This is a genomic window from Pseudomonas sp. MS646 (assembly GCF_036693845.1).
Classification (GTDB): Bacteria; Pseudomonadota; Gammaproteobacteria; order Pseudomonadales; family Pseudomonadaceae; genus Aquipseudomonas; species Aquipseudomonas chlororaphis_E.
In genome coordinates this window covers 2,671,492-2,689,309 of record NZ_CP144763.1, presented here as the reverse complement: position 1 = coordinate 2,689,309, position 17,818 = coordinate 2,671,492, and the positions used below count along the sequence as shown (strand labels likewise).

The 17,818-nt window shown below is 63.5% G+C and carries 19 protein-coding genes; 3 read left to right on the top strand and 16 right to left on the bottom strand.

What is annotated here, in order from left to right; genetic code table 11:
* Window positions 1–32: 32 nt before the first annotated feature.
* The 7 genes from V3H56_RS11875 to msuE all read right to left on the bottom strand — a co-directional run bounded on the left by V3H56_RS11875 (window position 33) and on the right by msuE (window position 7,111).
* Window positions 33–1,358 carry an ABC transporter substrate-binding protein gene (locus tag V3H56_RS11875; RefSeq protein WP_047737951.1) on the bottom strand — a complete coding sequence of 442 codons (1,326 nt, stop codon included), beginning with the start codon at window positions 1,356–1,358 and terminating at the stop codon, window positions 33–35.
* A gap of 53 nt (window positions 1,359–1,411) precedes the next feature.
* Window positions 1,412–2,479: a branched-chain amino acid ABC transporter permease gene (locus V3H56_RS11870; protein ID WP_123578090.1), complete on the bottom strand. Its 1,068-nt coding sequence runs from the start codon at window positions 2,477–2,479 to the stop codon at window positions 1,412–1,414.
* Window positions 2,480–2,493: 14 nt separating this feature from the next.
* Window positions 2,494–3,375, bottom strand: coding sequence for a branched-chain amino acid ABC transporter permease (locus V3H56_RS11865; protein WP_042730249.1), 882 nt, complete (start codon window positions 3,373–3,375; stop codon window positions 2,494–2,496).
* A gap of 67 nt (window positions 3,376–3,442) precedes the next feature.
* On the bottom strand, window positions 3,443–4,225 hold the full coding sequence (locus V3H56_RS11860; protein ID WP_042730248.1) for an ABC transporter ATP-binding protein: 783 nt from the start codon (window positions 4,223–4,225) through the stop codon (window positions 3,443–3,445).
* A 12-nt stretch (window positions 4,226–4,237) separates the two neighbouring features.
* Entirely contained in the window at window positions 4,238–5,398 is a 1,161-nt protein-coding gene (locus V3H56_RS11855) for an AMP-binding protein (RefSeq protein WP_123578089.1), read from the bottom strand.
* Window positions 5,399–5,412: 14 nt separating this feature from the next.
* On the bottom strand, window positions 5,413–6,510 hold the full coding sequence (sfnG, locus tag V3H56_RS11850) for a dimethylsulfone monooxygenase SfnG (protein ID WP_042732304.1): 1,098 nt from the start codon (window positions 6,508–6,510) through the stop codon (window positions 5,413–5,415).
* Window positions 6,511–6,547: 37 nt separating this feature from the next.
* A complete protein-coding gene (gene msuE, locus V3H56_RS11845) occupies window positions 6,548–7,111 on the bottom strand; it encodes an FMN reductase (RefSeq protein WP_123578088.1) in 564 nt (187 codons plus the stop codon).
* A 405-nt stretch (window positions 7,112–7,516) separates the two neighbouring features.
* Here msuE and V3H56_RS11840 point away from each other — a divergent pair, with 405 nt between their 5' ends.
* A complete protein-coding gene (locus V3H56_RS11840; protein ID WP_123578087.1) occupies window positions 7,517–8,761 on the top strand; it encodes an acyl-CoA dehydrogenase family protein in 1,245 nt (414 codons plus the stop codon).
* Window positions 8,762–9,328: 567 nt separating this feature from the next.
* On the opposite strand, the gene V3H56_RS11835 is transcribed toward V3H56_RS11840, so the two are convergent.
* Both V3H56_RS11835 and V3H56_RS11830 read right to left on the bottom strand, forming a co-directional pair.
* Window positions 9,329–9,823 carry a DUF2269 domain-containing protein gene (locus V3H56_RS11835; RefSeq protein ID WP_123578086.1) on the bottom strand — a complete coding sequence of 165 codons (495 nt, stop codon included), beginning with the start codon at window positions 9,821–9,823 and terminating at the stop codon, window positions 9,329–9,331.
* Between the two features lie 3 nt (window positions 9,824–9,826).
* The gene (locus V3H56_RS11830) at window positions 9,827–10,954 is read right to left on the bottom strand and encodes a saccharopine dehydrogenase NADP-binding domain-containing protein (protein ID WP_123578085.1); all 1,128 of its coding nucleotides are present in this window, start codon (window positions 10,952–10,954) and stop codon (window positions 9,827–9,829) included.
* Between the two features lie 136 nt (window positions 10,955–11,090).
* Between V3H56_RS11830 and V3H56_RS11825 the strand changes: the two genes are divergently transcribed.
* Window positions 11,091–11,468 carry a hypothetical protein gene (locus V3H56_RS11825; protein WP_123578084.1) on the top strand — a complete coding sequence of 126 codons (378 nt, stop codon included), beginning with the start codon at window positions 11,091–11,093 and terminating at the stop codon, window positions 11,466–11,468.
* Between the two features lie 103 nt (window positions 11,469–11,571).
* On the opposite strand, the gene V3H56_RS11820 is transcribed toward V3H56_RS11825, so the two are convergent.
* The 3 genes from V3H56_RS11820 to V3H56_RS11810 form a co-directional block, all read right to left on the bottom strand.
* The gene (locus V3H56_RS11820) at window positions 11,572–12,498 is read right to left on the bottom strand and encodes a Gfo/Idh/MocA family oxidoreductase (protein ID WP_053144917.1); all 927 of its coding nucleotides are present in this window, start codon (window positions 12,496–12,498) and stop codon (window positions 11,572–11,574) included.
* A gap of 97 nt (window positions 12,499–12,595) precedes the next feature.
* The gene (locus tag V3H56_RS11815) at window positions 12,596–13,384 is read right to left on the bottom strand and encodes a DeoR/GlpR family DNA-binding transcription regulator (RefSeq protein ID WP_123578083.1); all 789 of its coding nucleotides are present in this window, start codon (window positions 13,382–13,384) and stop codon (window positions 12,596–12,598) included.
* Between the two features lie 186 nt (window positions 13,385–13,570).
* Window positions 13,571–13,912 carry a lipoprotein gene (locus V3H56_RS11810; RefSeq protein ID WP_042732772.1) on the bottom strand — a complete coding sequence of 114 codons (342 nt, stop codon included), beginning with the start codon at window positions 13,910–13,912 and terminating at the stop codon, window positions 13,571–13,573.
* Between the two features lie 180 nt (window positions 13,913–14,092).
* Between V3H56_RS11810 and V3H56_RS11805 the strand changes: the two genes are divergently transcribed.
* Window positions 14,093–14,329, top strand: a complete 237-nt coding sequence (locus tag V3H56_RS11805) for a hypothetical protein (protein ID WP_042732773.1) — start codon at window positions 14,093–14,095, stop codon at window positions 14,327–14,329.
* 16 nt (window positions 14,330–14,345) lie between these two features.
* On the opposite strand, the gene V3H56_RS11800 is transcribed toward V3H56_RS11805, so the two are convergent.
* The 4 genes from V3H56_RS11800 to V3H56_RS11785 form a co-directional block, all read right to left on the bottom strand.
* A complete protein-coding gene (locus V3H56_RS11800; RefSeq protein WP_047735419.1) occupies window positions 14,346–15,254 on the bottom strand; it encodes a hypothetical protein in 909 nt (302 codons plus the stop codon).
* A 186-nt stretch (window positions 15,255–15,440) separates the two neighbouring features.
* Complete coding sequence (locus V3H56_RS11795) at window positions 15,441–16,535, bottom strand: FAD-dependent oxidoreductase (RefSeq protein ID WP_053144919.1); 1,095 nt, start codon at window positions 16,533–16,535, stop codon at window positions 15,441–15,443.
* 50 nt (window positions 16,536–16,585) lie between these two features.
* Window positions 16,586–16,921: a carboxymuconolactone decarboxylase family protein gene (locus V3H56_RS11790; RefSeq protein WP_042730161.1), complete on the bottom strand. Its 336-nt coding sequence runs from the start codon at window positions 16,919–16,921 to the stop codon at window positions 16,586–16,588.
* Window positions 16,922–16,938: 17 nt separating this feature from the next.
* On the bottom strand, window positions 16,939–17,712 hold the full coding sequence (locus V3H56_RS11785; RefSeq protein ID WP_338474678.1) for an SDR family NAD(P)-dependent oxidoreductase: 774 nt from the start codon (window positions 17,710–17,712) through the stop codon (window positions 16,939–16,941).
* Between the last annotated feature and the right edge of the window lie 106 nt (window positions 17,713–17,818).

Sequence of the window (17,818 nt, the reverse complement as noted above, 5' to 3'; positions counted from 1 at the left end):
CCGGACGCACATGCGCTGATCGCCTTGATGCCTCAGGATTCCTTGCTGCAATCACGCGGGGTCAGGCCCTTTTCCCGGGCGTACTGATGGGACGATGCTTCGATGATCGGCCGCAGCAAGGCGCGGTCGGCCTGCACCCAGTCACTGATCAGCTTCCATTGGCTGCCGTCCCATTGCTGGAAGCGCACCGCGCCACCGCCTTCATGGTCCGAGCACGACAATTGCAACGGCTGCACCAGCCCTAGCGCTCCCAATTCCTTGAGCCGGGCGTCGTCGAGCTTGAGGTGCTCGAAGCCCCAGCGCACTTGCTCACCGGTCAACGGCTGCTTGCCGAACTTCTCCTGGGCGATGCGCACGGCTTCGACGTTGAGGATGCCGTTGACCACGCCCAGGTTGTAATACACGGTGCCGAACCGCTTGGGGTCGGCCAGGTCGCCGTGACCTGCGTCGACCACTTGTTGCTTGATGCCCTGCAGGACCGGGAAGTCAGTGCCCGAAGGGTGCGTGGTGATGGCGATGAAGCCCTTGGCGGCGGCACCGGCTGGCGCGGCGTCATCCTCGGAGTTGCTCCAGATATTGCCGATGATGTGATCGGCCGGGAAACCGACTTTCTGCGCGGTCTTCAACGCCACCGGGTTCATCACGCCCCAGCCGCGCAGGATCACCCAATCGGGTTTTTCCCGGCGGATGTTCAGCCATTGCGATTGCTGTTCGTTGCCCGGGTGCGGCACTTCCAGCAGGGTCAACGCAAAGCCGTACTTGTCGGCCAGGGTCTGCAAGACCTCGTTGGTTTCCTTGCCGTAAGGCGAGCCGTGGTACAGGGTGACGATCTTCAAACCCTTGAGCTTGTCCAGCCCACCGGCCCGCTGACCGATGTAGTTGATGATCGCCGACACCTCGGAATACGGGTTCAACTGCAACGGGAAAACGTACGGGAACACGCTGCCGTCGGTGGAATCCGTGCGCCCGTGGTTGATGGTGATCAGCGGCAGTTTGTCGGCTGTCGAACGTTCCAGCGTGGCGTAGGCGATGCCCACCGATAACGGGTTGGTCGCCGCTGCCGGCGCGCCGTTCAAGCCTTTCTTCAGGCGCTCGTAGCATTCGACGCCTTTTTCCACCACGTACTCGGTTTCGCATTCGCTCCAGGTCAGCTTGACGCCGTTCACGCCGCCGTTGGCATTGACGTACTTGAGGTAGTCGATAAAGCCGCCGAAAAAACCGCTCCCACCGGCCGCGTAAGGGCCGACGCGATAGCTTTGCAGCGGGAAGTACTGCTCGTTGTCCGCCTGGACAGTGAAGGCCGCGACGGTGAGGCTGAGCGCCAATGCCAGTTGGCTGGCGAGTGATCGTTTGAACATCGGGTTTTCCTTGTAGGTATCAGTCACTGCGAAAATGGGTAGGTGCACGTCCTTCAGTAGCGCAGCGGCCATCGCCGCGCGCGTTCGCGCAAGCGCCGCCAGAGGCGCGCCAGGCCTTCTGGTTCCTTGATCAGGAACAGGATGATCAGGGCGCCAAAGATCATCTTCTGCAGGTTCTCTACCTGGCCGGCGTCGATCAGCCCGCCGGGCAGCAGCGCCGCCAGGTTCGAGAGCAGGATGGGAAACAGGACGATGAACGCGGCGCCGAGGAAGTTGCCCAGCAAGCTGCCGAGGCCGCCGATAATGATGATGAACAGGATCTGGAACGAACGATTGAGATCGAACCCATGGGGCTCCACCGTGCCCAGGTACGCGAAGGCCCAGAGCGCACCGGCCACCCCGAGGAAAAATCCGCTGATGGCGAAGGCCAGCAATTTGGTCTTCGCCAATGGAATCCCGATGACCGCAGCAGCGGCGTCCATGTCGCGCACCGCCATCCAACTGCGCCCCAGTTCGCTGCGCACCAGGTTCTTGCCCAGCCAGAACAACGCCACCACCACACTCAGGGTGAGCAGGTAGCGCCCGGCCGGGGCGTCCAGGTTCCAGCCGAACACGCTCAGCGGCGGCGCGCTGATGACGCCCGAGGCGCTGTTGTTGGAAAACCAGCTATAGCGGGTCAGCGCCCAGGTCACGAAAAACTGCGCCGCCAGGGTCGAGACCAGCAGATAGAAGCCCTTGATGCGCAGGCTGGGCAAGCCGAACACCACCGCCACCAGTGCCGCCGTCAAGCCACCCAGGGCGATACTGACCAGCAATGGCAAGGCGCTGACGCGTATTTCCAGGTTGTAGGTGGCAAAGGCCCCCACCGCCATGAACGCCGCGGAACCGAGCGACAGCTGCCCGGCGTAACCGGTCAGCAGGTTCAGCCCCAGGCCGGCCAGGGACAGCACCAGGAACGGAATCAGGATCGCGCTGAGCCAATAGTCGTTGCCGAGCCAGGGCACGCCGATGAAAGCCACCAGCAGCAAGGCGACGAGCCCGTGGCGATCCTGGCGCAGGGCGAAGACACGGCGGCCTTCGGCATAGCGCGTTGTGAACTGGCCGGCTTCTCGATAGAACATGCTGCTTTCCCCTTCTAGACTCGCTCGATGGCACGTTCGCCAAACAACCCCGCCGGACGCACCAACAGAAACAGCAGCGCCAGCACGTAGGGGAACCAGTTCTCGATACCGCTGCCGATCACCGGTCCGAGGTACACCTCCGCCAGTTTTTCCGAGGCACCGATGATCAGCCCGCCGACAATCGCGCCGCTAATGGACGTGAAGCCGCCGATGATCAGCACCGGCAACGCCTTGAGCACCACCAGCGACAGCGAAAACTGCACCCCCAGGCGAGCGCCCCAGAGCAGGCCGGCGACCAGCCCGACAAACCCCGCCACCGACCACACCACCACCCACACGCGCTGCAAGCGGATCCCCACGGCCAGGGCCGCCAGCGGATCATCGGCCACCGCTCGCAGCGCCAGGCCCAGCCGGGTGCGGTTGAACAGCCACGACAGCACCAGCACCAGCGACGCCGCCGTCAGTGCGGCGAACAGGTCGAACTGCGACAGCAACAGCCCGCCCAGTTCCAGCGGCTCGTCGCTGATGCCCAGTTCCAGGCCATGCACCTGCGCGCCCCACAGCGCCTGGGCGAAGCCTTCGATGACGTAGGACAGCCCGAGGGTGGCCATGAACAGCGTGATGGGCGAACGGTTGACCAGCGGGCGCAGCACCACGCGCTCCACCGCCACGGCGATGATCACCATCGCCGCCAGGCTGATGAGGAACGCCAGCCAGAAAGGCACGCCGCGCTCCAGGAGGCTGACGAAGGTCAGCGCGGAAAACAGCACCATGGCGCCCTGGGCAAAATTGAACACCCCGGAGGCCTTGTAGATCAGCACGAAGCCGATGGCGACCAGGGCGTACATCACCCCTGCCAGCAACCCGCCAATCAATACTTCAAAGAAAAATTCCATGCCTGTTCCTGTTCTGCGGGCACAACTTGCCTGCCTTCCCGGTCGGGAAAGCCTCCAATAGTGAATGTCAGTGGCGAGTGCCCAGGTAGGCCGAAATGACCTCGGGGTTCTGCCGTACCGCGTCGGGCGTGCCGTCACCGACCTTGCGACCGTAGTCCAGCACCACCACGTGGTGGCTGATGTCCATGACGACGCCGATGTCGTGCTCGATCAACACCACGGTGGTGCCCAGCTCACGGTTGATGTCGACGATGAACCGGCTCATCTGCTGCTTCTCGTCGGCATTCATCCCGGCCATGGGTTCATCCAGCAGCAACAGCCGAGGCTCCGCCGCCAGGGCGCGAGCCAGTTCCACCCGCTTCTGCAAGCCGTAGGGCAAGGTGCCGACCAGCACGTCGCGCCACGGCTGCAAGTGAAGGAACTCGATCACCCGCTCTGCCGCTTCGCGCTGCCGATCGTCCTCGTCCCGCGCCCGGCCGATGCGCAGGGCTTGTTCGATCCAGCTGCTGCGACGCTTGAGGTGACGCCCGGTGAGCACGTTGTCGAGCACGCTCATGCCCTTGAACAGCGCAATGTTCTGGAACGTCCGGGCAATGCCGCGTACCGCCACGTCGCGAGCGCGCATGCTGCGCCGCTCCTGGTGGTCGAAGCGGATGCACCCGGCCTGGGCCTGGTAGACGCCACTGATGACGTTCAACAACGAACTCTTGCCGGCCCCGTTGGGCCCGATCAGGGCGCAGATTTCACCCGTGGCTACTCGGAAACTGATGTCGGTGACGGCTTTGACGCCCTTGAATGACAACGAAATATGTTCCAGTTCCAGCACATGCGTGGCGACAGGGTTTGTCATCGGCGCGGCCCCTCAAGCCAGTTGCGACTGGCGCTCGCGCCAATCATCGGGAGTCAGTTCCACAGGGGTTGGCGGTGCTTGCCAATGAGGGACATCACCCCAGTGGCGAACCTGGATCCCCAAGCGCTGGAAAAACGCCTGGGTCTCGGGCCGCAAGGCTTCCCCCACGACCAACGGAATGCGGGTACGGGTAAACCCGAGCACGTCGCGCAATGGCCGGCGGACCAACCAGCCTCCCAACTGCCGTTGCAACACGCCTGGCGCTGGCGCCAACGCCCAATCCACCAGCCTGCGCGCCCAGCCACCAGGCTTGGGCAAGCGCTCCAGCACGTACCCGTGCAAGCGCTCGTAGGTGTCCCGCGTCCCGGCCACCAGCGTCGGGCCCAGCTCGCGCCGGTCACGATCACGGGTGGCCAGGCTCTCAGGAAAATTCAGGCAAAAACCCGCCACCAGCCATGGCGCCAACAAGTAGCGGGCTTGTCCGCCCGAGGCAAACGCACGGGCAGCCAGCGCTTCGTCCTGCCGCCCGAGGGCTTCACGCGTCACCAGGCGTTCGCCGTCCTGCAACAGTTCGGCGTGGCTGAGACATTGCTGCTCAGGGCCCTGCGCACCTTGGCGAAAGAACACGAAGGCCGTTGGCTGAGCGTACGTGGGCGGCGCCTGACTGGCAGTCGACTGGTGGGCCACCAGCGTCGCGTAATCCAACGCCTGCACCGCTGGCAGGGCCTGGGGCAGCCCGCGCGGATCGAGGTACACCAATACCTGCGCCGTTACCGATGCCGCTTGCAGGCGCAGGATTTCCTCGGCGCCCTCCACCAGGACGAAATCCGGTTGCAGGGCGCCGAGCAACTGCGTCTGCTCAGGCGCCGGTTCCAGTGGATCGAACAGGCTCGCCACGCCACCCAGCCATTGCGCAGCCAAGGCCGCGAGCAGCGCTTGCGGGCGGGGCCGGCTGATGATCGTCAGCGTCGCGCCCACCGAGAACCCCCGAGCCTGCAAGGCCGCGGCCAGGCGCTGCACCTCGTCGGCCAATTGGCCCCAGGTCCGCACCTGCCAGATGCCCAGGTGCTTGTGGCGCAGGGCGACGTCGGCACCATGCCGCCGCGCCTGGCGCTGCAACCACTGGTGCAAACTGGACGGCGAGTCGTCGTGTGTACCGGTGAGCGTCCCCATGTTCGCCTCCGCGCCTACGCCACCGCCGCCGTTCGGGTGGCGGCCTTGCGTTGTTCCAGTTCACGCACCAGCGGCAAGACCTTGCGCCCGAAATATTCGACCTCTTCCTGGAAGTGCAGGAAGCCGGCGAGCACCAGGTCGACCCCCACGGCCTTGAGCGCGACGATGCGTTCGGCGATCTGCTGTGGCGTGCCGATCAGGTTGGTCTTGAAGCCATCGTTGTACTGCACCAGGTCCTCGAAACTGGACTTGGCCCAGTTGCCCTCGCCTTCCGGGCTCGACTTGCCGGCCTGCTTGGCCGCGTCGCCAAAGGCGTTCACTGCCTCCGGGTCAGCCTGCTCGATGATCTGCGCGAGTACCGCACGGGCTTCCTCCTCGGTGTCGCGGGCGATGACGAATGCGTTCACCCCGACCTTGACCGTGTGCTGGTTGGCGGCGGCTTTGGCCCGCAGGTCATCGATCTGGGCCTTGACGCCTTCCACGGTATTGCCATTGGTGAAGTACCAGTCGGACACGCGCGCGGCCATGTCCCGCGCGGCGCGAGAGCTGCCGCCCTGGAAGATTTCCGGGTGCTGTTGCAACGGTTTCGGCTTGAGGGTGTAGTCGTGGAAGCGGTAGAAGTCACCGCGAAAGGTGAAGTTGTCGGTGGTCCAGATGCCCTTGAGGGCGGTGATGAATTCTTCGGAACGCCGGTAGCGCTCGTCATGCTCCAGCCACGGCTCACCGATGGCGGTGAACTCCCCCTTGAACCAGCCGGACACCACGTTGATCGCCACGCGGCCGCCGGTCAGGTGGTCGATGGTCGCAATCTGCTTGGCCAGCACCGACGGCGTCCATGGCCCCGGTAGCACCGCGGCGATGACTTTCAGGCGTGTGGTGGCGGCCAGCAGGGCGTGACTGAACGCCACGGACTCATGCTGGTATTCGGCCCCGTAGCCGGCGGTGAAACGGACCTGGGACAACGCGTAGTCGAACCCCGCCGCTTCGGCGATCTGCGCCAGCTTGCGGTTGTAGTCGATGCCCCAATCGGTGCGTTGTTCGATCTTGCTGACCACCAGCCCACCGCTGACGTTGGGCACCCAGTAGGCGAACTTGATTGTGTCCTGGCTCATTGCATGTACTCCACGGCTCATAGAAAGAAAGCGGTTGTCAGGCGGCGCTGGCGTTGCGCCGCACATCCACGGCAAGGCTGAGGGACGCGGCCTCGGCCGCGCGCTCGATGCGTTCCAGCAGTTGTGCGCTGGCGATTCGGTAATGGCTGAAATCCGTTTCAGAGGCATAGACCCCCACCGGTAAGGTCAGGGCCTGGAAGAACCCAAACAATGGCCGCAACTGGTGATCGATGACCAAGGCATGGCGCTCGGAGCCTCCCGTGGCGGCCACCAGCACCGGCACGTTCTTCAAGGCTTCGTGATGCACGAAGTCGAACAGGTGCTTGAACAGCCCGGTGTAGGAAGCCCGGTAGACAGGGCTCGCGGCGATCAGCAGATCGGCGCGTTCAATGGCTTGCAGGTCCGCCTGCACGGCAGCGGGCAAGGCCTCGCGCCGCAACACCCCGGCGAACTGCGGACCGACCTTCGCCAACTCGATCAGGCGTACCTCGATCGGCCGTTGCCGACCCAGGCTTTCCACCAGTGCCTTGACCAGTGCCAGGGTGCGCGAGGGTTGCTGCACACTGCCGGACACCGCCACCACGTTAAATTGCTTGCTCATCCGTTATCCCTTGCCGGTAGACGCCCCTTCAGCGTCTGCACAAGGTGTAGAGCAGCAACCGTGCCAGTTGAATATGTTCTTTATATTCAGCCAGTTAGCACATCCTGACGAATCACCTCGCTGTCGCTCGACAGACAAGCTGTTGATCCACTGTTGCCCCACGAACACCCGGCGCTCGACAGGCCTGGGCGATGGCTGTTGCCCGGCGCACAGTGGCGCAACAGATTGTTCGCGGGAGGACAGTCGCGTTGCCCTCGACCGCGAATAGGGCCCGCATTTATGGGGGGTTGGTCGACGGGCATGGACTGTGCAATGGCCACTGACAAGCACGGCCCGTCAGTGAACGACCTCCTCGCTCACCCCGTTGGCCGGCACCCGCCTACTCGCCATCGAAGGAACACCACCATGACTGCACAGCAACAACACCTGCCCCCGACCCTTTCCAGCGGTAGCGACTATGAAGCCCTGGCCGAGCGATTCCGGCCGATCTTCGTGCGCATCCAGGCCGGCGCGCTGGCGCGTGAGCAAACCCGCAGCCTGCCCTTTGAGCAGGTGCAATGGCTGAAGGAGGCCGGTTTTGGCGCCGTGCGCGTGCCGGTCGAATATGGCGGTGCCGGGGCCTCGTTGCCGCAGCTGTTGCAGTTGCTGATCGAACTGGCCGAAGCCGATTCCAACCTGCCACAGGCCTTGCGCGGACATTTCGCCTTTGTCGAGGATCGCCTCAATGCCCATGCGGCGGAGCCACAAGACACCTGGTTCAAGCGCTTCGTCGAGGGTGACCTGGTGGGCAACGCCTGGACTGAAATCGGCGCGGTGAAGATCGGCGACGTCATCACCCGGGTGTCCCGTCATGGCGATCGATGGCAGGTCAACGGCACCAAGTACTACAGCACCGGCAGCATCTTTGCCGACTGGATCGACGTGTACGCCCAGCGCGATGACGACGGCACCGACGTGATCGCCGCCGTCCACGTGCACCAACCGGGCGTCAAGCTGAGCGACGACTGGGACGGCTTCGGCCAACGCACCACCGGCAGCGGCACCACGGTCTTCGAGCAGGCCTGTGTCGAGGCTGAACACATCATCGACTTCTCCACCCGCTTCAAGTACCAGACCGCGTTCTACCAGTTGGTCCTGCTGGCGGTGCAGGCCGGTGCCGGCCGTGCCGCGGTCCATGACTTCACCGAAAACGTACGCGCACGCACGCGAATTTTCAGTACCGGCAACGCCAGCACAGTGAGCCAGGACGTCCAGGTGCAACAAGTGATCGGCAAGGCCTCGGCCCAGGTCTATGCCGCCGAAGCCACCGCGCTGCGAGCGGCGAGCGCCGCTCAGCGGGCCTACGAGAGCCGGTTCAGCCAGGACGCCGAGGCCGAACACACCGCCAACATCGCCGCCGAACTGGAATCGGCCCAGGCCCAGGTGGTCATCGCCGACCTGATCCTGCGCGCCACCAGCGACCTGTTCAACGCCCTTGGCGCCTCCGCCACCAGCACCACCAAGGCCCTCGACCGCCATTGGCGCAACGCACGCACCGCCGCCTCGCACAACCCGCTGATCTACAAGGAACGCATCCTCGGCGACTGGGAAATCAACGGCACCGAGCCGCCGTATGTCTGGCAGATTGGCGCAGGCTCCAAGCAAAGCTGAAGCCCCAGAAATCCCCCTGTTGGAGCTTGCTCGCGAAGCGGTGTATCTGACACAGGGATGTCGAATGGACCGCCGCCTTCGCGGGCAAGCCCGCTCCCACAAGTCCAGCGGTGTCCCTTCTATTGTGGAGACACCACAACACATTCTGTGGGAGCGAGCTTGCTCGCGAAAACGGTGCATCTGCCACACAGGTATCGAATGGACCGCCGCCTTCGCGGGCAAGCCCGCTCCCACAGGTTCAGCGGTGACCCTTTCTATTTTGGACACACCACAAGGCCTTCTGTGGGAGCGAGCTTGCTCGCGAAAACGGTGCATCTGCCACACAGATGTCGAATGGACCGCCGCCTTCGCGGGCAAGCCCGCTCCCACAGGTTCAGCGGTGACCCTTTCTATTTTGGACACACCACAAGGCCTTCTGTGGGAGCGGGCTTGCTCGCGAAAACGGTGCATCTGCCACACAGATGTCGAATGGACCGCCGCCTTCGCGGGCAAGCCCGCTCCCACAGGTTCAGCGGTGACCCTTCAGCACACCTGCCACAAGTCCGTCGGCCTATTCAGGCTTTTGCGCTAGCGCAGAAACAATCCGACCCACTCGCCCGGCGTCATCTTGGTCACCATCATCGACACGATCACGAACATCCCGGAAAACCCGGCAACCCCCATCCAGAACCACTGCCGGTACACCCGGCGGTAGGCCTGCGCCAGCCCTTCCCCACGCTCCGCTGCGCTCGACGCCATGTGTTGCAGGCGCTTCTGCAGCACCAATACCGGCAGCCAGAGCATCCCCACGCAAAGGAAGATGATCAGCGAGATGAGCACCCAGCCCGTGGTCAGGGAAAGCCCAGCCAGGCTCACCAGCCAATACCCCGTGGCAATCTGGATGAAGCCGGCCGGCGTGGTGATCCAGGCGTCGTACCGCACCACCGTCCGGGCCACGTGGGCGATGACCTGCGGATTGGCCGTGCGGCTGGCGGCAATCAGGTACAGGTAGGAACCCATGCCGAACCCGAACAGAAAAATGGCAGCGATGACATGGAGGTACTTCAGGCCCAAATAGAGCATGGCTCAGCGCTGCCCATCGGCGACGTGCACCGAGATCGACAAGTTGACCGGGTCGTTGATGGCGGCCATGTACTCGTCCACCGTGATCTCGCCGACACACGCCCGGGCGCCGGGTTCGGGCCTGTAGCCCTGGGCGATCTTGGTCGCCAGGGCCACGGCGGCACAACTCGGGATCTCCGGCCCCTTGTCGTTCAAGGCCGTCAGTTGCACGGTCAGGGACAACGGTCGCCCATCGACACCCACACCCCGGACATCCAGGTACATGGCACTCTTGCCGTCGCCGAAGCGTTCGAACCAGGTGCCCCAACGATGCAACCGGGCGGCCCAGGGGCGATGGTCGCGTACCCAGCCCATTTTCATCGCCTGGGCCAGCAGGCCGTTGGCGACACCGCCCAGCTTCAGCCCGGCACCGGCCTTGAAACTCAGGGTCCGGGCGCCATAGCGATGGGCGAAAATGTCCATGTCCGGCACGTCGACGTTCGACAGCAGCCGTGTGCCCAGTGACTGCATCCTGCGCAGCGTCAGGTCTTGCCAGCCCAACACCTCATGGACCTGGCCATCCCTGAGTTGCTTGATGGGTTTGCCTGCGTAGGCCAGGACGCCCTCGATGGTCGACAGCCCCGGCATCTTGGCCGACGAGGAAATGCCATGCTCGATCGAGTCGATACGTTGGAAACGATGCCGATGCTCATCGATCAACGCAGCCGACAGCGACGGCACCGAACTGCAACCACTGAGGATCGCGACGCCGGCTTGCCGGGCCTGTGCGTCGAGCACGCCAATGCCGTTGACGAAGGTGCGGCAGTCCGAGAGGTCGCAGTAGTGGACGCCGGCCTCGATACAACTCTGGGCAATCCGATAGGATTGGCCCTGGAAGGGGCCGCCGGTGTGGATGACCAGGTCAATGTTCATTTCTCCCAGGACCGTGCTGAACCCTTCTCCCATGGCGTCGCCACACCAACGCTCACAGACGTTGCCCGATTGTGCTTTCAACTCATCGGCCTTACGCAGTAACTTGTCCGGGTCACGCCCGGAGATCACCACCTCGATGCCCGGCGTCACGATCAGATGCCGGCAAACGATACTGCCGAAGTTTCCATAACCACCGATTACCATCACCCTGAGTGTCATTTTCCTTCCCTACAGCCACAGTGGTAGCCGCCATGATATCCCACGCGTTTCCCGGTATTGGTGATTTTGATCGAACCCTTGCCGCCCACTCCAGGATCATGAACGACCTGGACCTCACATCGAAGGCAAGGCAAGCATGAGCAGACAAACAGCCGCCTGTGCCCTGGCACTGACCGCGCTCTCGACCCTGTGCGCACCGGCACACGCCGGCACCTGGCAGATCTGCCGCCTGGAGCTGCACATTGTCGAGGTGGTGAAAAAGCCGTATCCGCAGCTGGAAGCAAGGGTCGCCCGGGCCAGCCCGGCGTCAGCCACGGTGGAGTGCCCACAACAAGGGTCGACGATCAGGTTCATCCCTGAGACCCCCGACTACCAGAGCACACTGCCCCGCCGCCAGTGGCCTGCCAAGGGCCAGTCGATGCGGGTTGACTACCGCTACCTCGATGGCGTCTGCAAAGGCGATGGCAACCAGCATCCGTGCCGTATCAAGCACTACCCGCTGGCAGGCCGTTGACGAAACGTCACTGAACCTGTGGCGAGGGCGCTGGCTCCCGTTGGAGTGCGCAGCACTCACAAAAAAGGGAGCGGTCACGCAGCGCGCTCGCCACGCGCCAATGTCAATCGTAGAACGGCGCTACCAGCGTCCGGCTGCCGACAAAGAAACTGTCCGCGACCAACCGCAGCGGTTGCAGGTCCATGTCGCTGGCCTTGTCCGCGATCAGTTGCTGGAAATGCCGGTACACCGCCGCATATTCCCCTTCATCGGCCACCGCCTGGCGCACGCCGTCGAGACTCAGCACGGCCCCACCGTTGTCCAGGCGCAAGGTGCCTTCGGCGCAGCGAATCTCGATGCTCCAGAGTTCATCATGGCCATGGTCGAAGTCGAACTCCGCGCGGATATCCAGGCGCCGCGCATCGGACATCCTGAGGCTGGCGGCGATGGGCGACTGGCAGTTGTCCGGGACGCGCAACTCGGCAGATTCGACGAACAACGGCAGCGCCAGCAGATGAGTCGCAATGGACAAGGCATTGATACCCGGATCGAAGACCCCCAAGCCACCGGGTTGCCAGATCCAGGCCTGGCCGGGGTGCCATTTGCGCACGTCTTCCTTCCAGTCGATCTGCACGCTTTGCAGGGTGCGGGTGGCCAGCCATTCACGGGCGACCTCGATACCGGGGGCGTAACGCGAGTGCCAGGCGAACAGGCCGCTGACGCCTTGCTCGCGGGCTTGATCCACCAGCGCCATGGCTTCGCCCAGCGTGGCGCAAGGTGGCTTTTCCACCAGGACATGTTTGCCGGCCGCCAGGGCCTCTTGCACCAGGGCGAAGCGCCCCTGGGGCGGCGTGCAGAAGGCAATCGCATCGACCTGCGGGCCCTTCGCGAGCAAGTCACCCAGGGAGCGGAAATTCTCGACCCCGGCGCAAGGCTGCCCCTGCGTGGCGACGGACACCAGCTGGAAAGCGGGATTGGCGAGGATGGCTGGAACATGTTGATCCTGGGCAATCTTGCCGTAGCCCACCAGAGCGAGACGAATCGGTTGCATCAATGACTCCTGATTTTTTTGTACTTGTGCCAGGGGCAGCAAACTAGCCCTAATTGCCGCGCTGGACAATGGGGCCGCCAGCGCTTTGACAAATCATTCAGCGCTGGGCACCCATCGCCGTCACCACATTGGAGACCCTGCCAAAGAACGGTTCCAGTCGCTCGCGCGGAGCATCATGCTCCACCACCAGGGCGGTCACCTCTTCGCACGAAGCCACCTGGTAATGGGCGACACTGGAGAGTTTTTCATTGGTGACGGCGGTCACCAACTGGCCGCTGGCCGCCGCCACCGCGCGCTTGAACTCAGCGTCGTCCAGGCCGAACGCCGTGACCCCGTTGTCCGGGTCAATGGCGCAGGCACCGAGAAAGCACAGGTCGAAACTGAACTGGCGCAACTGCTGCACCGCCGTCACCCCGATCACGCCACCGGCCACCGGGTTCACCCGTCCGCCCAACAGAATCACCTCGGCACAGGGCAGCTTCATCAACTGCACCGCAATCAGCGGCGAATTGGTGGCGACGGTCAACCGCAACCCAGGGTCGATGGCGCAGGCAATGGCCAGGTTGGTCGAGCCGGCGTCGATGAACACATGCTGGCCCGCGCGCAGTAACGACGCCGCGGCCTGGCCGAGACTGCCCTTGCGCGCCGGGTCCTGCCGCACGCGCACGTCCATCGGTCGTTCGGCGGCGGGCAACAATATGGCGCCACCGTAGACACGCTTGCACACCCCCGCCGCTGCCAATGCGCCAAGGTCGCGGCGTATGGAGTGTTCGGAAACATTGAATTCACTGGCCAGGTCAGCCGCGATCACCCGGCCATACCGGGCCAGGCGTTCACTGATCAGTTGCTGGCGCTCACCGGGAAACGCTTCGTGGGTGGATGTCATGGCAATAAACCTGCATAAACGAGCAACAATAATCACAAACGAGCAAAAATATGCCGGTTACAGCGCCAGTCGTCAAACCCTCTCGGAGTCGGCACAAAAAAAAGCCCCGCAGCCCAATAGGGTGCGGGGCAAGGGAATTGGTTGGTTGCGGCCAACCAAAGGAGCACGGTGGAGCGATTCTGTGACTCAGATGCAATCCTGCGCGGCGCGTTCAAAACTCGACGGCAGCAGGTTCGAGGCCAACAAGTGGCGCTCGTAGATGAACACCTTGCCGCCGTTTCCAGCCTTGTAGGCTTCCAGCACGTTGTCGGCCGACACTTTGCTCGGCACCACGATCCGGTAGCTGCGCTGGGTCTGCGACACCAGTGGATTCAACGCGCTGTCCTGCAATTTGGGCACGACGCATTCGGCGTATTGGGCTGGCGTCTTGCTGGTTTGCAGGGTCAGGGTCGGGTCATTCGGGGCGGAGGCGCACCCGGCGAGCAACGACGCGGCGAACGCCATGGACAGTAAAAATAAACGGCGCATCGGTGTAATCCTGAAAATAAAAGTGGACGGCGTGTTCGATGGCGCTGATTTTCCAATGATTGCCGTCAAAGCAGAACTTGCGTTTGATGATGGTCACTATTACTTCTAACAATAGTTGCGCAACGCACTGTGCCCTGCGCACCGAATAACACTGAAAAAAAAAACCGATGAGGGCCGTCCATGAGAACGTTTGACCTGATCCGCGATGCTGTACTGCCGGATTTCCGTGACCGGGTGAGCGACTACCTGGTCCAGTACGAAACGATCCTGCTGGACAAAGAGCCGGCCGACCCGGAGCTGGTGCGCGCCACCGCCCATCAGTTGCGCGGTTATCTGCGCGGCTTGAACACCACGCGGGTATTGGGCATGGCCGATTGGGAGGAGCTGGATCGGCGGGTGGTGAACACGTGGTTATAGCGCCCGCCGCTGGTGTTCAGGTTTCGCCAGGAACCGAAGACGGTGTCGCGGCAACACTGTCCTGCGCTTTCTTCACCAGACGCTGCACCCACCCGGCCTCCTCGGCATCGACCACGCCGTAGCGGTTCGGCGGGAAAAAAAGCCAATGATGGGCGGCGTCAGCCAGGCGCTTGAGCTCATCGGCAGACAGCCAATACGCCGTGTCCAGCAACGGCAGCGGCGCGCCACTGAATCGTCGCCCCAGGCACAGCTGGGTGCCGGGCGCAAAAGCGATCGCTACTTGCTGGCAAGGGTGCATCTGCCGGTCAGGCGCCGGTTTTGTGCCGACCCTTGCATAGCTGAAGTTGCCCGGGTACTGCTCCTTGAGAACCAGCCAGTGACCGGCCTCGGTCCGGGCCACGACCCATTGCACGACGCCGCTGTCGTGCACGCATTCGAGCTTGCCGTGGGTCCATTGCATCAGCGTGTTGCAGTCGGGATCATAGTCGTTGGACCACAGGCTGATGCCAGAAACCAGCGTGTGGTGCTCAAGCTCGACCACGCCTCGATCCGGCATGGTCTGCCAGTAGCGCCGCGTGGGATCGCGGCTGTCGCGCCAAAAGTTGTGCAATACCCAGGCAGCCATGAACAGTCCTGCTGCGAGCGCAAGCCAGCCATGCCAGTCACCGATGGCCCGGTCGATATCCAGTTCAGGCGCCAGCAGTGACTGATAGAGCCACAGCCCGAGCAACACCCCCAACCCCGCCACAAACGGCCCCAGGCACAGCGGCGCCATCAACACCTCGATCCAGCTGAAGCGATGCCCAGAGGCATGCACACGCGACCACGCCTGCTCCTGGGCAAGCATCGGCGCCTGCTCCCGTGGGCCAAGCGCCGGATCGGGGGTCTGGAAGCGTTTGTACAGGGTGTAAGGGTTATCCGCCATGGACCAGCTCGCGCTCCGGGAAATCATTGCCAGCCAACTGACCGGCCGATCCTCATGGCGAAGGCGCTTGCTCTCGCCGGGTGTACAGCCGCGCACCCTATCACGTCGCGGGATCTGGCGGATGGCTTTCAGGGTGGCTTCACAACCCGGCGCGAGCAAGCGCCCTCGCCACGGCGAGACGCAGGATCAACAGTGAGGCGATCCAAGTCGCCGGACACCTGTCTCTCCCGTCACCTCATCCAATGCCTTGTCGACGGCCGCCAGCGCACCCTCCATGTAGCCGCCCTGCTCGCCACCGGCCTCGCTGCCGATCCAGCGCAGAGCCTCGCTCCATGGTGCGTCGGGGGCACATTGCAGCTCGTGTCGACCGTGCCAGCCCGGCGAAACCTGATCGTCCGGCGTGGCGGTGAATGGATCGGCTGCCCAGTCATGGAAGAAGTCCTCGAGCGGGTCGGCCGCCTCTTCGCCAAACAGGCGTACCAGTTGCTCTCGGCATAGCGCTTTCAATGCCGACGCGCCCACACCGTTACGCCGCGCTGCGTCCATGCCCAAAAAACCGAACAGCGCAGCGCCCTGGTCGGTGCCGGCATCGTGGATTTCAGCCAGCGGCCCCACCCCGCTGAATGCATCACCGGACAGCCCCTGCTCCCGCCAAAACGGTTTGGCGTAGCGCGCAACGTACTTGGCGTGGGAAGCCATCCAGGTCGGGACATTGGCCATCTGCTGCATTTCCTGCCCGGACAGGGCGGGCACCATGCGCAGGTTTTTTCCCAGGCGAGGCGGCAGCGCCAGCCAGAGATGGGTGTAATCGGCGGTATGGATACGCTTGTCGGAGAATGACAGGTGCACGCGTTCATCAACCCTTGCTACACCCGTCACCACAGCCGCCAGATGGACGCGTGTCTTGGGCAATGAAGCGGCAAGCGCCTGCACCAGGCGAGCCGTTCCGCCCTGGATGCGCATGGACACGTTGCCTGAGCGGTAGCCTTCGCGGCGGACTCGCTCGGTGGCCCAGCGCTCTATCAATGCATCGCCTTGCTCGTATTGCTGGAACACGGGCAATCCCAGCTCGGCCATCAGGGCGTGCATGCGCGGCTGGCAGTCCGGCCAGAACCAGGTCGGACCGAGGTCGAAGCCGCCAGTGGCGGTCGAGAGAATTCTTCCGCCCAGCCGATCGCGGGCTTCGAACAGCTCGAATTCCAGGCCAAGGCCATGCAGGCGGTAGGCGGCGTAGACACCCGCCAGACCGGCGCCAACGATGGCAATCTTTTGTGTCGTCATGGGTGATCCTCGGAATGCGATGAAGGGCGCCATTGGCGCCCATCGCCGCTTCAGTGTTTCTCGAACGCCGACACCGCGTCGAACACCCGTGCGGTGTAGGTCAGTGCCGCGCCGGCGTTGAGCGAGATGGCAACGCCCAAGGCCTCGGCAATTTCTTCACGAGTTGCCCCATGCTTGAGTGCTGCTTGCACGTGAGAGGCGATGCAACCGTCGCAGCGGGTAGTGATCGCCACCGACAGCGCGATTAACTCATGGATCTTCGGGTCCAGGTGTCGGGCCGGTGCACTGCCCAGTGCGCTCATGCCCCGCATGGTTTCCGGGGCAAGCCTGGCAAACTCACCGACGTTGTTCATCAACCCGGCGAAATACTCGTTCCAGTTCATCATTCCTAATGACTCCTGTTTCAGTTGCGGCCGGCAGTCACGCCGCCATCGACCGGCAGCACGGTGCCGGTAATCCACGAAGCTTCCTGCGAGGCGAGGAACAGGATCGCCTCGGCCACATCGGCTGGCTGGCCATTACGGCCCAGCGGGTGGAAAGCATTGAAGGTCGGCAGTACCGCCTTGACCTGATCAGCGTCCATGAAGGTGCCGTAGACCGGCGTCTCGACCACTGCGGGGGCCACGGTATTGATGCGGATGTTGGCGCTCGCCAGTTCCAGGGCCAGGTTGCGAGTCAGCGCGTGGACACCCGCGTTAGCGGCGGAATAGGCCGCCGACGGGGTAGCCCCGATGGCCTGGATGGCCCACAGCGAGCCGGTCTGGACAATCGCCCCGCCACCGCGCTTGAGCATGGCCCTGGCGGCCGCCTGGGCCATGAAAAATTTGCCCTTGAGGATGATGTCCAGGAAGGCGTCGTACTCGTGGGGTTTCACTTCAAGGAAGGGCTTGGGGCTGAAGATGCCGGCGTTGTTGATCAGAATATCCACCCCGCCGAACTCATTCACCGCGAGATCCACCAGCGCCTGGCCCGTGGCCGGCTGGGCGATATCGCCCGCGAGGGTGCGCACATTCTGGCCGGTCGCATCGATGTCCCGGGCAACCCGGGCGAGCTTGGCGGCGTCACGACCACCGATCACCACACGGGCACCGGCCTCGACCAGACGCTGGGCGACCTCCTTGCCAATGCCCGAACCACCACCGGTCACAATCGCGACCTTGTTAGAAAAACTTTTCATGCCTGGATTTCCTCATTGACTGGACGCAAGGGATAAAAATCGAAGGCCTTGGATCAATCCCCGTTTCTGCTATCTTTCAGGGATCTATCTGAGGCCTTGGTGTGCA